Origin of the sequence: Actinomadura sp. NBRC 104412, from assembly GCF_030269515.1 — a bacterium.
GTDB lineage: Bacteria > Actinomycetota > Actinomycetes > Streptosporangiales > Streptosporangiaceae > Spirillospora.
Map to the genome: position 1 here is coordinate 38,359 of NZ_BSTM01000030.1, position 13,973 is coordinate 52,331.

13 protein-coding genes are annotated in these 13,973 nt (G+C 70.4%); 3 read left to right on the plus strand and 10 right to left on the minus strand.

What is annotated here, in order from left to right; all coding sequences use genetic code 11:
• Positions 1 to 68: 68 nt before the first annotated feature.
• Positions 69 to 845: a hypothetical protein gene (locus tag QSK21_RS28990; protein ID WP_285700525.1), complete on the plus strand. Its 777-nt coding sequence runs from the start codon at positions 69 to 71 to the stop codon at positions 843 to 845.
• Positions 846 to 860: 15 nt separating this feature from the next.
• Complete coding sequence (locus QSK21_RS28995; protein ID WP_285700526.1) at positions 861 to 1,676, plus strand: hypothetical protein; 816 nt, start codon at positions 861 to 863, stop codon at positions 1,674 to 1,676.
• On the opposite strand, the gene QSK21_RS29000 is transcribed toward QSK21_RS28995, so the two are convergent.
• Positions 1,603 to 2,334: a response regulator transcription factor gene (locus QSK21_RS29000; protein ID WP_285700527.1), complete on the minus strand. Its 732-nt coding sequence runs from the start codon at positions 2,332 to 2,334 to the stop codon at positions 1,603 to 1,605. The two genes, QSK21_RS28995 and QSK21_RS29000, sit on opposite strands and share 74 nt — an antisense overlap.
• Before the next feature lie 53 nt (positions 2,335 to 2,387).
• On the opposite strand from QSK21_RS29000, the gene QSK21_RS29005 reads away from it, so the two are divergent.
• Positions 2,388 to 2,744, plus strand: coding sequence for a response regulator transcription factor (locus QSK21_RS29005; protein WP_285700529.1), 357 nt, complete (start codon positions 2,388 to 2,390; stop codon positions 2,742 to 2,744).
• Between the two features lie 31 nt (positions 2,745 to 2,775).
• Here the strand turns inward: QSK21_RS29005 and QSK21_RS29010 are convergent, their stop codons facing one another.
• The 9 genes from QSK21_RS29010 to QSK21_RS29050 form a co-directional block, all read right to left on the minus strand.
• On the minus strand, positions 2,776 to 4,227 hold the full coding sequence (locus QSK21_RS29010) for a sensor histidine kinase (protein WP_285700531.1): 1,452 nt from the start codon (positions 4,225 to 4,227) through the stop codon (positions 2,776 to 2,778).
• 188 nt (positions 4,228 to 4,415) lie between these two features.
• Positions 4,416 to 5,612 (minus strand): hypothetical protein, encoded by a 1,197-nt coding sequence (locus QSK21_RS29015; RefSeq protein WP_285700533.1) that lies wholly within the window; start codon positions 5,610 to 5,612, stop codon positions 4,416 to 4,418.
• Positions 5,613 to 5,884: 272 nt separating this feature from the next.
• Complete coding sequence (locus tag QSK21_RS29020; RefSeq protein ID WP_285700534.1) at positions 5,885 to 6,856, minus strand: DMT family transporter; 972 nt, start codon at positions 6,854 to 6,856, stop codon at positions 5,885 to 5,887.
• Between the two features lie 311 nt (positions 6,857 to 7,167).
• Positions 7,168 to 8,241, minus strand: a complete 1,074-nt coding sequence (locus QSK21_RS29025) for a hypothetical protein (RefSeq protein ID WP_285700536.1) — start codon at positions 8,239 to 8,241, stop codon at positions 7,168 to 7,170.
• 158 nt (positions 8,242 to 8,399) lie between these two features.
• On the minus strand, positions 8,400 to 9,455 hold the full coding sequence (locus QSK21_RS29030; RefSeq protein WP_285700538.1) for a hypothetical protein: 1,056 nt from the start codon (positions 9,453 to 9,455) through the stop codon (positions 8,400 to 8,402).
• Positions 9,456 to 9,634: 179 nt separating this feature from the next.
• Positions 9,635 to 10,669, minus strand: a complete 1,035-nt coding sequence (locus QSK21_RS29035; protein ID WP_285700539.1) for a hypothetical protein — start codon at positions 10,667 to 10,669, stop codon at positions 9,635 to 9,637.
• Between the two features lie 210 nt (positions 10,670 to 10,879).
• On the minus strand, positions 10,880 to 11,491 hold the full coding sequence (locus QSK21_RS29040) for a lysozyme family protein (RefSeq protein WP_285700542.1): 612 nt from the start codon (positions 11,489 to 11,491) through the stop codon (positions 10,880 to 10,882).
• Positions 11,492 to 11,760: 269 nt separating this feature from the next.
• Positions 11,761 to 12,756 carry a C40 family peptidase gene (locus QSK21_RS29045; protein WP_285700543.1) on the minus strand — a complete coding sequence of 332 codons (996 nt, stop codon included), beginning with the start codon at positions 12,754 to 12,756 and terminating at the stop codon, positions 11,761 to 11,763.
• Positions 12,757 to 13,012: 256 nt separating this feature from the next.
• Entirely contained in the window at positions 13,013 to 13,972 is a 960-nt protein-coding gene (locus tag QSK21_RS29050; protein ID WP_285700545.1) for an ABC transporter ATP-binding protein, read from the minus strand.
• Position 13,973 lies beyond the last annotated feature (1 nt).

Sequence of the window (13,973 nt, forward strand, 5' to 3'; positions counted from 1 at the left end):
ACCGTACGTATATAGGATGCGGGCAAAACCGGGGCCGCAGTGCGCCCGCGCGGATGGAAGGATCACCGGTGCGAACGATCTTGGGCGATCTCGGGCTTGAGTCCCCGATGGTCGGGACGACGGTGACCGCCCACATCAAGTCCAGCGGGCCCGACGGGTTCCGCTGCGCCGTGTACGACCCCGCCACCGGCCACGCCATGGGCGCGCACTTGCCTCGGGCCGACGCCTACGACGTCCCGGACGGCGCCGCGCCGCCGGAACTGGTCGCGGGAGACACGCTCATCGCACTGGTCGTGGGGGCGCCCGCGGTGACGCCGGACGGAGACCAGCGGCTGCTGCTGTCCGTCACCGCCCCCGAACTGGTGGAGCGCCTCCTGTCCGGGTTCGTCGACGAGCTGCGCACCGGCGAAGTCGTGATCAAGAGCATCGCCCGGGTCGCCGGGAGCAAGACAAAGATCGCTGTGGCGCCCACGAACGGCCGGGTCGACGCGCGTGGCGCCTGCATCGGGCGCGGCGCGAGCCGGCTCAAGGGCGCCGAACGCCTGCTGAACCGGGCCTTCGGCAAGGAGCGGCTTGAGATCATCGAGTATTCGAGCGACCGTGCCACCTTCCTGGCCAACGCGATGAACCCGGTGCACGCGATCGACGTCCTCGTCGAGCGCGACACCGCGGTCGTCTCGATCGAGGAGCACCAGCTGTCCGGCGGCATCGGCGAGGGCGGCCTGAACGCCCAGCTCGCCGGGCAGCTCACCGGCCTGTACGTCCGGGCGGTCAAGGACGGCACCGACCTGCGGGCGGCGCTGCGTCAGGCCGTGGCCGACCGGTCCGCCGCACGGGCCGTCTGAGGGGTTGGTGGCCCGTTGCCGAAGCGCACGTTGACGATGCCGCCGCTGATCGTGCGCGCCCGAGGCGGAACCCAGCCACGCGACGTCGACGACGTGCTGGGCGGCACGCAGCGCCTCAGCAGGGAGGCGCTCGTGGCGGCCGGGCAGGCGCTGACGTGGCAATGGATGTTCACACATGGCCGGTTCACCGCGATTCCGCTGGACCGGGCCGTCGCGGTGCTCCTCACCGATTCCGGCGGCGGGGGGCCGGAGGGCTGGCACGAGCGGTTCACTCGGGGGCTCGCCCATCGGGTGGCGGGTGAGCTGACCATCGCGGCCGTGGCGGCCGGGCTGCTGTCGGAGCGCTCCGGCGAGGGGGACGGCGCCGACTACGCCGACGATGCCGAGCTGCTCGGCTCGGCGATCGGCGGGCTGTTCGACGTGTGCACCGACCTCGGTGAGGGCGGGCACGGCGAGAACCCCGCCGAGCGGATCGTGCGGGACGCCGCCCGAACCCACGAGGCGCTGATGGGCACGCCGCTGCGCCAGCGGATCTCGGTCCGGTGGCGGGACGGTTTCGCGGTCCACACGGTGCGTTCGGTCTCCGGGAACCTCGGCCGGGCCGCCCTGGAGGAGATCCGCGGCCGGATCGGGCTGCCCTGGCCGTCCCGCGACGGCGACCAGGTCGGCCCCGACCTCGGGGTGGTCCGCTGGCGCGCCGCGATGCAGGCCCGCGGCGAGCAGATGTGGTGCCGGCTGGAGGGCGAGAACGCCCTGGTCACGGAGTTGTGGTTACGGAGTCCAGCGAGGTCGGAGCCGCCGGGATCAGATACCCGAACCCCGTCTGCGTGACGATCACGTCGTCGCCCAGTTTGCGGCGCAGCCGGGAGATGTGCTCGGCGAGCGTCCGGGAGGCCCGCCGCTCGATCCCCCACACGTGCAGCATGATCTCCTCCTTGGCGACCGCCCGGCCGCGGTTGACGGCCAGGTACTCCAGCACCGCGTACTCCATGGGGGCGAGCCTGACCGCCACGCCGTCCTTGAAGACCTGCCGGGCGGTGAAGTCGATCCGCACCGCAGGCAGCTCCAGCACGTCCCCGCGGGTGGCCGGGGGCCGCTCGGCCGGGCCGGAGGACGGGCCACCGCCCGCGGTGCGCCGCAGCACCGCCTGCACGCGGGCCACCAGCACCTCCGCGTCGAACGGCTTCGGGATGTAGTCGTCGCCCCCCAGCCGCAGACCCAGCGCCTGCTCGTGCGCCCGGCCGTGCACGGTCAGCAGAATGATCGGCGTCTGGTTGCCCTCGTCGCGCAATTGATGGAGCAGGGACAGGCCGTCGATGTCGGGGAGGTTGACGTCCAGCAGAGCGATATCGAAGTTGCCCCGGCGCAGCGCCTGGAGGGCCGACTCGCCGTCGTACACGGACTCCACGTCGTACTTGCGTCCGCGTAGCAGCCGCACGATCGCCCTGACGAATCTCGGATCATCGTCAACTACCAGGACCCGTGCCACAACCAGATGATATCCGCGTTCGCCTCGCGGCGGTCCTGGTACCTTCTGTCGCCATGCGGGTGCTGATCGTGGACGACGACGCGGGAGTGGCCGGGCTGCTGCGCACGATCCTCGTGAGGGACGGGCACGGGGTGAGCGTGGCCGCGGACGGCGCCGCGGGACGGTCCCGCCTCGCCCTCCCTCCGCCGCCCGACCTGCTGATCCTTGATCGCATGCTGCCGGACATGGACGGCGCCGACCTGCTGGCCCAGGTGCGCGCCGATCCGCGGACGGCGCGGCTACCGGTTCTCATGATCAGCGCGGACCGGGCGCCGGTGGACGCCTACGGCGGAGGTGCCACCCGGGTCCTGGCCAAGCCGTTCGACCTCGCCGACCTGCGCGCCGCGCTGTCCGCCCTGCGCACGCCCTGACCGGCGGCCCACCCGGCGAGGCCCGGCGCCGTCAACGAGGTTCGGCGGGCAGCGGCAGCCACAGGACGACTTCGAGCCCGCCCGACGGCGCGGCGGCGAGCCGCATCCCGCCCCGCATGGCCCGCATCGTCACGTCGGCGATGTGCAGCCCCATCCCCGAACCGGGGCGGGAGCGGGTCGCGGGCGACCGGTAATACGGCTCCGTGGCCCGGCGGCGCTCGCCCGGCGAGAGACCGGGCCCGCTGTCCGCGATGCTTATCACCGCGTGCCCACCCTGGGCGCGCACGGTGATGGCGATCTCTCCATCCGGCGCGTACTTGTCGGCGTTGGTGAACACGGCCAGCAGGCACTGCCGGAGCCGGACGGGGTCACCGAGCACGGCCAGCTCCGGCGGTGTCGCGACCGTGGTCCGGGCCGCCACCGCCGGAACGCCGCGCAGGGTCCGGCGCAGCAGCGGCGGCAGGTCGACGACCTCCGTCCGTGCGGCGGGGACCGCCGCGGCCGCCCCGGTACCGGCGGTGCGGATCAGGTCCTCGGTGACCCGGGCCATGATCTCGGTGGCGTCCAGGATCGCCTGCGGCGAGCCCGTTCCGGTCACCCCGGCCTCCAGCAACTGGGCGTGCCCGCGGATCGTGGTGAGCGAGCCGAAGAGCTCATGGCGGACGGAGTTCAGCAGCAGGTTCCGCGTCCGATCGGCCTCGCCCTGCGCGGACCGGTCGACGAACACCGCGGTGAGCACACCGGACGCCGTCGCCTGCGCGGGGCTGGAGGACGTGACCTCGACCCGCAGCAGCCGTCCCGTGCACGTGGCCAGCCTGGCCCGGGCGCGCAGCCCCATGGTGAGGGGGGTGGGGGCGCCGTCCTCGGCGACCAGTTGGAAGAAGTCCGTGGCGAGACCGCCGATGGCATGCTCCCGGGGCACCCCGACCAGTTCGGCCATCGCCGCGTTCCAGACGACGATCCGGCCGTCCGGGTCGACGGCCACGATCGCGGCGCCGCACTGGTCGATGACCGAGCCGAGCCGCGGCCTCGACAGCCAGGTGCGCAGGTACAGCATGCCGACCGGGATCAGCGCGAGAAGCAGCCACAGCAGCTGCCCGGTGTGCACGCCGCGCAGCGTCAGCAGCGCGTAGGCGACGCCGCAGCCCACCGCCGCCAGCGAGTCGATCGTGATCGCCCGGCTCACCAGCCCGTACACCACGACGGCCGCGACCGCCAGCACCGCGACCTGGGCCGCGTCGGCGCTGCCGTTGGCCAGCGCGGCGGCGGCGACCAGCAGGCCCGCGCCCGCCAGCGGGAACGCGGTGAGTGCCGCGTCGACCGCGGTCCGCCGCCGGTTCCGCTGCACCAGCGCGTCGCACAGCAGCAGCCCCGCCAATGCACCCGCCGACACCGGGAAGGGCAGGGCGGCCAGCCCGTATCCCAGCGGCACCGCCGAGACCAGGATCGCGGGAAGGACGATCGCCCTTGGAAGCCGTGGCATGCCTGGACCGATAGGGCTCATGGGGACCCTCTCGCGCGCGACAGACAGGGCATCCACCCAGAAATCTATCACTGAGAGCCGAAAAAGGATCTTTTTCCGACGCTCCGCTCGATCAGAGAATGCCCTGGTGGAACGGCGATCGCCGGTCCACCAGGGCATCGTTTCGCTACGAGGTCACCGTGGCGACCTCACCTCGGGGACGGGTACAGCCGCCGGAGCAGCTGACTCGTCCCGATCCTGAACCCCGTATGGGTGAGGAGGTGATGACCCGGGTCGTTGTGGTACGTCCCGGGCCGCTCCCCCTCGGAGCCCTCGGAGAGGGCGATGAACGTCTCGGCCGACAAGACCGCGATGGCGTTGATGGGCAGACGCGGGTTCTTCTTCGCCACCCTCGCCACGTTGTCGTAGATCTTCGCCTCGGAGCCGGTGTCGAGCTCCAGGACGAAGCGCGTGGTCGTCCTGTCGGACAACGCCCGCCTGAGGAGAGCAGCCGAGTACGCGAGCCCGTTGGCCTGCTGGACCGTCTGGGGAAGGCCCACCGAGTCGAACAGGAGGCGCCAGACCGGGTCCTTCGTGCTGAAGTCCACGATCTTTCCCAGGTGCGGGACCCGGTTTTGGAGCAGCTGCTCCAGGATCCGGGGGGCCACCCGCTGCAGCTCGTTGCTCTGGGTAATGACGGGCAAGTTCCTACCCCGGTAGGACAGGAACTCCTTGAGCCGTCCTCGGTTGTGCTCGACCACCATCGAGCTGTGGCGGAGCACGTTCTCACCCCAGTACTCGCGAAGGTGGAGCGGGATGAGCCCCTTTTGCGCGGCGTCCAGGATGTAGAGGAGGTAGTGCTCCCTGGGGATGTCCAGGGTCACCGTGAGCCGCGGACCGCGAACTCCCCGCACGAGGGCGGCGAGACCGTGGTCGAGGCGCTCGGAGATCTCGACCTCGTAGCCCGTGAGCCCGGTGGCGCACCGGAGCTGCGTGGCCTCTTCCTCCAGCTTGGCACTGGATGCCTGGCCGACAAGGTCGAAGCGACCGCCGCTCGCGGTGGTGAGCTGGACCCCCTGAGAGCTCCAGAGGCATCCGCCCGTGACGGTGTTCAGCTCGTCGAACGCCGTGAGCGGCTGCGTGGGGAGGTTCCCGAGCACCGTCCAGAAGTGGACGGCTCCCGCGACCTCGCACCCCACGAAGACCCGCAGGGACTTGCCGTCGACTCGCACCAGAGCCTCGTCGAGCACCTCGGCGCCAGGAACCTGGAGGTAGTCCACCAGGCGCTGAAGCCTCCCATGCATCTTGGCCGCCGCCTTGGCGAACCAGTCCGCATTTTCGTAGTTACTGCGCCGGACCCGCTCGATTCCACGGAGGTGGAACCAGTCGGTGGCCAGTTCGACCACTTGCCCCTGCCTCGGTTCGGGGAGAGGCATGATTGTCGTCAGACCCCCGCCCAGGGGTCGGACGGTCTTAAGGCGTTGCGCCATAAGACACTCCTCTTGTTTGTTGTTCGCCCCGGCCGAGCCGGAGCGGCGTGGCATGTGCCGCGCATTAGGGACCGTGCCGACCCGATGGGAATCGGCAATGGCCGAAGAGGCACCGTTTCCGCAAAAGGGAACGGCGGGGAGGATCACTCCTCCCCGCCGTTGTCATTCGGCCGCGGACTCCGCCGCCGTCAGGTGATCTGCCCCTGCCGGGGCGGATCGTCGGGCATCAGTGTGTTGAACACCGATGCGATCATGAGGATGGCGATCCCCGCCCACACGAGAAGTGAGGGATGGTGGGACGCCGCGATCAGCCCCAGACCGGACCCGATCAGGCCGACCACCGCCGCCATCGCCGAGTCGGACAGCAGCCACAGGCCCAGATCCCCGGCCGACAACCGCGCCGAGCCCCGGACCTGGAGGAGCATGGGGATGAACAGGATGAACAGGCCCGCCACCAGCGCGAGACCGATCTGCTCCGGCGGCAGCCAGGTGTCGCCGGCGATGCCGGACACGAAGCGGCCGAGCCAGGGAAGGGCGCTCAGCGCGTCTTCGATGGCCCAGAGCAGCAGCAACAGGCCCCAGATAGCAGGGGTGCTCAGCCACATGGCCGCGGTTGTTCCCTGGTCGCCCAGACCCTTGCGGGTCATCTTGTTGATGACGACCGTGAAGTTCCAGAAGCAGAAGCAGCTGATGACCGCTGCGACGGCTCCGGGAACGGTGGCTTCCCCGTTCCACGGCTCGTTGGCCAGGAGGATCGCGGCGAGCGCGACCACCCGGATGCTGATCTTGTAGCGTCCCCAGGACGTGGTCCGATGCCTCCAGAACTTCGCCCCGTCGACCATCAGCAGACCGAAGGAGACGGCCGCCGCGGCGGGTCCGATGCCCAGCTCTTGGACGGAGTAGAGGAAGCTCACCGAGATCACGGTGTCGCTGACCGCCATTCTCACGATCAGCCACCACATGCCCAGGCCCATCCCCCGCTTGGGGAGTCGTCCGGCACGCATGTTCCACAGGGTCAGCGCGACGGCGCCTCCCGTGGCGTACCACGCGGCCGCCTGCAGGGCAGGCAGTTCCGCGATCGCCGCGTATCCGGCCGACTGCGAGAGCAGGGCGGAGAGGATGAAACCTCCCCCGATCAGCCTGTGGATTCTGCCGGTCATCCGGCGAAAGAATCCGGAGTTCGGTGACATACGTCACCCTCCTTTGGTTTGTCGTCACCCGGGCGCTGCGCCCGGGTGGTCGGCTCCGAGAGCCGACACCATGACCGTGCCGAGCAGCGCGGCAGCGACAACGGCGGATCGGGAGGAGTGAGCAACGGTCCCGCTCGCCGGGCGGGAGGCGCCGGACACGAAAAACGTCCCGGCGGGTACGGCACAAGGGCCGTCCCACCGGGACGCGGTGTCGAGGTCAGCGGCGGAGCGCCGCCGCTGACCGTGCAGCCGCCGCCGTCACGGCGGCCTTTGGACGGCCGCTATGCGCGACCACCGTCCCCATCGTCTTCGTCGGGCTCATCGGAGTCCTTGCTTCCCAACCCGAGATCGTCCAGTGCCTCGCTGAGTGCGCTGGAAGGGTCGGGCGGGGTGAGGAGACGGTCCGCAGCGCAGGCCACGAGAACGCAGCCGATCGCGATCTGCCAGACCAACTGGCTCGAACCGGCGATACCCGGCCCGTCGACGACCGTCCCGGCCCAGACCGCAGCCGGGCCGAGCATGGCGAAGAACAGGCCGAGATTCCGGGTCCCCATCCGCGGAGCCGCCGCGGACAGCAGAATGGTCGAGACGGCCAGCACCAGTCCGGCCAACGCGGGCGTCCAAAGACGCGCGAGCGTCAGACCGAACCCGCCGCCGCACTGCTCGGAGAACAGGTCACCGAGCACGGGCAGCCCGCTGTTGCAGGCGCCCAGCGACATTCCGAGCAGCAGCCCGGACGCCAGCACGTAGGCGATCCCCGTTGCCGTGAGGAGGGATCCTCCGGCCTCCTGGATCCGCGGGAAGCAGACCAGCAGGTGCCACACGCAGGCCCCGGCCACCAGTGCCGCAGCCCAGGCCGGGAAGTCGAATCCGGTCCACGGACTGACGACCACCAGGGCCCCGGTCCCCAGCGTCCAGGGAAGGAAACTGATCTTCCCTCGGATCGTGCGGCGCTGCGCCCAGATCCGGCAGAACGCCATGGTGAGGGGGCCGAAGGCGACCAGCGCGCCCACGGTCACGGGCTCGCTCTCCGGCGTCAGCGCGTACACCAGCGCGAGGACGCCGATGCCGGTGGTGAAGGCGAGCCGCACCACCAGCAGCGCCACCCGCAGCCTTCGACGTTCGCTGGTGTATGCGAAGTCGAATGCCGTCCTGCGGGACACCAATCCCTTGCAGAACTTCCAGCCGAGGATGACGATGCCGCTGATGAGCGGCACCACGAAGGCTTCCGGCAGTCGTAGATCCACGACGCCGAAGATTCCGAACGCCAGGGCGAACAGCGCCCCGGTCGCCAGCGTCACGCCGGCGAGCCACCCGCCTAGGGCCGGTGCCCGGCCGAACCTGAGTCGTGACATGAGCCACCTTCCTCTTGTTTGAGTCGCGTGGGCGCTGCGCCCGCGCGGTCGGCTCCGAGAGCCGACACCGATGACCGTGCCGATCGGGACGGCGATGACAAGAAGAAATCCCGGCGGGTGCGGCCTGAGCCGCCCCGCCGGGATCGAAGTGGTGCGCCCTACCCGGCCCCGCCCGGGGCCGCGCGCGGCGCGTACGCGCTGCGGTACAGGTCGCCGAGCCTTATCAGCCGGCCGCCGTCGTCAACGTACGGTCGGGCGAACGGGTTCTGGCCCTGCTCCCCGGCTGGGCCCTCGATCCTGAACCGCACCATGCGCAGCGGCACCAGCCCCTCGGCCCCGTCCGGGACCGTCCTCAGGACGGTCCCGACCTCATCGGCATCGCCGATGAAAATGCCCGGGTTCTGCCGCAGGGGGCGCAGCAGTTCCACTGAAGAAATCCAGCAGGCCTTGGGCAGTTTGGCCTTCACCCACCAGTTCACCCAGCGGTTGAACTTCTGCGCCTGCAAGCCGGCGCCGAGCCGCGCCAGGGCGCGCGGGTCGCCGGAGCCGCTGTTGAGGGCGACATCGAGCGTCGGGTCCAGGATGTGGTATCGGTTCACCTTGGCTCCGAGACGGGTGACCGCGCGCAGGACGGAGTTGAAGTTGTCCACCAGCCGCCGCGCCCCCGCCTGGGTCTTTTTGAGAGCCGCTTGGATCTCCTCCGCGATGGGACGCCTCGTCCTGGCCGCGGCCTTGGCCGCCTTGACCATCACGAGCTGACGCCAGTCCGGGAGGAACACGACCTCGATCGGGCTGTCCTGGCGGCCCCGGTGCAGCGCGGCGGCGACCGAGGCCGTCTGCCACACGCTCGCCCACGTGAGCGGGGAGAGCGGGTCTCGCGACCAGGACCTGACCCGCAGGACCAGCCGCAGGACCGGCAGCCACGACGGATTCCCGCCCGTGATCGGGTGCCAGAACTGCCGGTTGCCGCCGGGTTCGATCGTGACGCCGGCGTACCTGAGCTCCCGTCCGGCGTTGCCGGCCGTCACCAGGTCACCCACGGTGGAAACACCGTGGGCGTTGTACCGTTCGAGCAGTTCGTCCAGTTTCCTCTGGACGTCGGTGCGCGCCGTTCGGTCGTAACGTATCCCCGCGGGTGGACGGTCCGCGAGGTCCCTGGTGTCGAGCAGCGGTGGTCTGCCGGGCCGCGCCACCACCTCGTACATGGATGGCATTTCGTCATCCCTTCTGGTTTGTACGGTTCGCCCGCGCGCGTCGCGCGGGCGGCCCGGCTCGGAGGCCGGACACCTGAGACCGTTCCGAACCACCGCGCGGGTGCCATGGCCCACGCAGAGAAAATGTCCCGGTGACGCGACCGAAGGCCGCGGCACCGGGACATCAGTTCACCCGCGGGTCACGGCCTGACCCACGGCGCGTAGAACCCGCGGAAGATCGCTTCCCACTGGGCGGAGGTGTACCGCCCGACGTAGGGGTCCCGGACCTTGTCGGCGCTGTAGATGCCGCTGGGTTCGTGGAACCACACCATGGGGAGTGGCGCGATCTTTACGAGGTCGTACCGCCCCTCCCGCCGGGCGCTTTCGACAAGCGGATCGGCGATCCGGCTGTCGCCGATGACAAACCGCGGTCCGTGTCCGAAAACCCCGGACACCCCGACACTGCTGTTGGCGATGTTCTCCGTCACGAAGGAATCCCACTGCTCCGGCGCCACCGTCGGGAGCAGATCGGGCAGCCAGTCGAGCGAACCCTGCTGTTGCTGCCAGTGCGTCACGGGCCCGTGCGTGGGGTCGAGGATGGAGCAATCGGCTACCGGGTGGTCTCCGATCTGTCCAGCGATCCGGAAGAGGATCTTGTTGAACTCGCGGCGCAGCAGTGCGGCGCCGCGGTTCGCCTCCTTCGTTATCTGCCGCGCCAGCCTCAAGTTCGGCGACTGCGTCAGCCTGACACCGGCGAGCAACGGCAGGTGGGGGACGATGGTGAGGCGAATCTTCGGCTTTCGCCAGCGGTGCAGAGCGGCTGCGACGCTCGCGAAGCGCCACAGCGACTCCAGAAGCCGGGGCGGAATCCTGTCCGGCGGCCATGAGCGCACGGAGACCATCACGTGAATCTCGTGACGCCTCCAGAAGTCGGCGCTGACGGCGTCCACCTGCGGGTCGATCGACCAGAACTGCTCGCTGATCTGATCGGTGGTGGCGCCGTTGCGGACCCCGACGTAGTAGCGGGGCAGCGGGTCGTCGGTCACGACGATGCTGTCGGCGTCGAGGACCTGCACCCCCCGCATCACGCGCAGCAGCCGCAGCAGCCGCAGCCGAGCCGACGCGTACGGTTCTACCTTGGGCGAGCGGGGGTAGTAGATCATCCCGGGAGGATGCCGCAGCAGCCGCGCCTGCCTCCTCTTCGTGGGGAACACCTCGAGAAAGGTGCCGTCCATTCTGTTTCCCTTCTTGTTTGTGTGCTGCTCACGTGCGTCACGTGAGCGGCCCGGCCATGGAGACCGGACGGTGAGGACCGTCCGAAGCCGATGACGGGCGGCAACCCAGCCGCCCGAGCCGGGAAGGGAAGCGCAAAAGAAACGCCCCGCTCAGGCGAGCGGGGCGTTCCGTTCCAAGGACCCGTCAGCAGCCGGATGGAAGCCGGCGGGTCATGCGGCGCATGCCTTCATCGCAGCGCTCAGATCGAAGCCGGGCGCATAGCGCTCGGCCGCTTCGAGGGCCTGCCGGGCCAGCTCGCCGGCCTTCGGGTCGGGCTTGGGCGCATTCGCCTGGGCTCCCCCGGACGAATTGTGCGCCTTGAAGCGCATCGCGATGGTCGCGATGGAGTCCGCCGGGGTGTGGAGGTCGATCAGACCGTTCTCGTCGCCGTCGGCCTCGTTGCCCGTCCCGGTCGCGGGGCGCACCGGAACGCCATCCGTTACGGTGTCAAGCCGGATGCCCATCGGCCCGACGTGCTCGTCGTCGGCGACGAGCTTGCGACCGTGGTCGCTCTGGACCTTGCCGATCCCGGCCAGCAGGGGCCACGGAACGTGGTAGCGCTCCCCCGCTTGCTTGTAGGCCGAGAGGAAGCCAGGGGGGATGTCGGCCGTGGCCTGCCGGCCGACAGCCGGCTGACAGGGCGCGGCCTGGGCGCCCCCGAACTGGATCGGGGGGACGACGAGCGCCAGCAAGGCGCCGCAGACGATCGCGGCGAGGGCGATCAGGATGTCCCGAACCCTCCTGCCGACCTTGGTCATGCGCTGATTGATGCTGTGTGACACGGTGTCACTCCCTCTGGTTTGTGTGTTCGCCGCGCGTCGCGCGTAACGGCCGGGCCTGGAGACCTGGCGTAGGGGACCGTCCCGTGCCGCCGCCGGACGGCCACACCCGCCACGCCAGGAACCAAGAAAAAAGATCGCCCCGCTGCGGAGAGCGGGGCGATCTGTTCGGTGGCCCGTCATCGGCCGGAGAAGTCCCGTGGCGGTGGCCGCCACAGCACCTCCACTGGCCGAGGACGTGCGATTCACGAAGCGGATGCCTTCGGCATCGCTCACTTGGGCCGGGTGAACCCCTCGAGCGCCGCCTTGAAGCTCCCCACGGTGTAGGACTGGATCTGCACGTGGCTCCCGCTGCTGGGCGCGACGATCATCCGTCCGTAGCCGGCGACGATGCCGACGTGGCCGGGATGCCCCGGGCGGCTTCCGGGCCCCAGGTCGAAGAAGACGAGGTCGCCCGGTTCGGCCCGGTCGACTCGGGGGCCCTTGGAGTACTGGTCCCAGGAGACGCGGGGAATCTGGATTCCCGCCGCCTGGTAGGCCCGCAGGGTGAGCCCGGAGCAGTCGAAGGCCTTCGGGCCTTCGGCACCCCACAGATAGGGCTTGCCCTGCTGGGCGAGCGCGTAGTCGATGATGCGCCGCACTCGCTTGCTCGCGACCTTGCCACAGTCCGGCTTCTTCTTCGCCTCGTTGATGAAGGCGCCGCCGATCCCGTATGCGACGGCTTGGTCGAGGACCTTGTCAACGTACTCCTCGGAGTGGTTGTAGGCGAATAAGGCTTCCCGGACGTCTCCCGGGAGGCCGTGGGCCTTGAGGTACCTGGCGGCGGCGAGGATCGCGTCCGCGGGATCGTAGACGTCCTCCCAGCCGTCGCCGTTTCCGTCGGCGCCGTGCGGGGAGCCGTCCGCGCGGTGTCTCGGGGCGCCGCCCCAGGTGTTCCCCGCTCGGCCCCCGATGCCGAACTGCATCGGCCCGGCCGCTCCGGCGGAGTTGCGTCCCGAGCGGACCCCGCGCAGGGGGGAGCGCCCATGGTCGCTTTCGATCTTGCCGATCGCGGCCAGCAGGTCCCAGCCGATCCCCTCCTTGGCCGCCATCTCCTTATAAAGAGCGAAATAATCGTCCGGTATATCGGACTTCGCCTTTTCGGTGGCGGCGGGCTGGCAGTCCACCCGGCTCTTGCCGGGGGGCTCATCGGCGGGGGCGTGCGGCATGCCCAGCGGATTCAGTGGCGACAGCGCGAAACCGGCACCCAGGAATGCCGACAACAGCACGCCACGAATGGTTATGTTCCGCTTGTGCTTCTTTTGGGCGGTGCTCCCGCGCTTTTTGTGTGCGGTGCTCCCGCGATTTCGGCGCGGCATCGCAACCCCTTCTGGTTTGTCGTTCGCTCCACGCGCGTCGCGTGGAGCGGCCCGGCATCTGTGTGCGGGCGTAAACGACCGTCCGGAAGAGGGCGCGTTCGGCAATACGGCCCCGCCGAGCGGCGTGGGCCGTATTCCGTTCGTACGGTCTGGGGTTACCCGGCCGCTACGTCCTGCCGGACGGCGAGGCGGCGGCCGTGGCGACGTGGCAGGCGACCTGGTGGCCGTCGGCCACGGGCCGCGCCGGGGGCATCTCGGTGGCGCAGCTGTCCACGGCGATCGGGCAGCGGTGCCGGAACGGGCATCCGGTGGCGGCGGGCAGCGCCTCGGGGGTGCCGCCGGCCGACACGGGCGGCCCGCCCAGCCTCGGGACGGCGTCGCGGAGCGCCCTGGTGTACGGGTGCACGGGGGCGGCGAGCACCGTGGCGGCCGGGCCGGACTCGACGATGTGCCCGGCGAACAGGACGTGCACGTGCCGGCAGAGCCGCTCGACGATGGCGAGGTTGTGCGTGATCAGCAGGTAGCCGAGGCCGCGCTCGTCGCGCAGCCGCGCCAGCAGGTCCAGGACGGCGGCCTGCACGGTCACGTCCAGCGCGCTGGTCGGCTCGTCCAGGATGAGCAGCCGCGGATCGACCGCCAGGGCCCGCGCGATGATGACGCGCTGCCGCTCCCCGCCGGACAGCTGGTGGGGACGCCGGTCCGCCAGGCCGGGGTCCAGCAGCACCGCCGCGAGCAGGTCCGCCACCGACGGGGTCGCCCTGGACATCGCCCTCGGGCCCGCGGCGGGGCCGCGGCGGCGCCGGATCCGCAGCGCCTCGCGGATCGAGGCGCCGACGCGCATCCGCGGGTCCAGCGCCTCGTCGCCGTCCTGGAACACCGGCTGGACCTCGGAGCGGTAACGGGCCCGGCCCTCCCTGTCGAGCCGGGCGATGTCCTGGCCGCGGAACAGTACCCGCCCGCTTTCCGGCCTGACCAGCCCGAGCAGGGCGCGGGCGATGGTGGTCTTCCCCGATCCGCTCTCGCCGATGACGGCCACCCCGCCCGACGTGTCCGGCAGGTCGAGGGTCACCGCGTGGACGACCCGGTTCCGGCCGAAGCTGACGGTGAGTCCTTCCGCGCTGAGCATG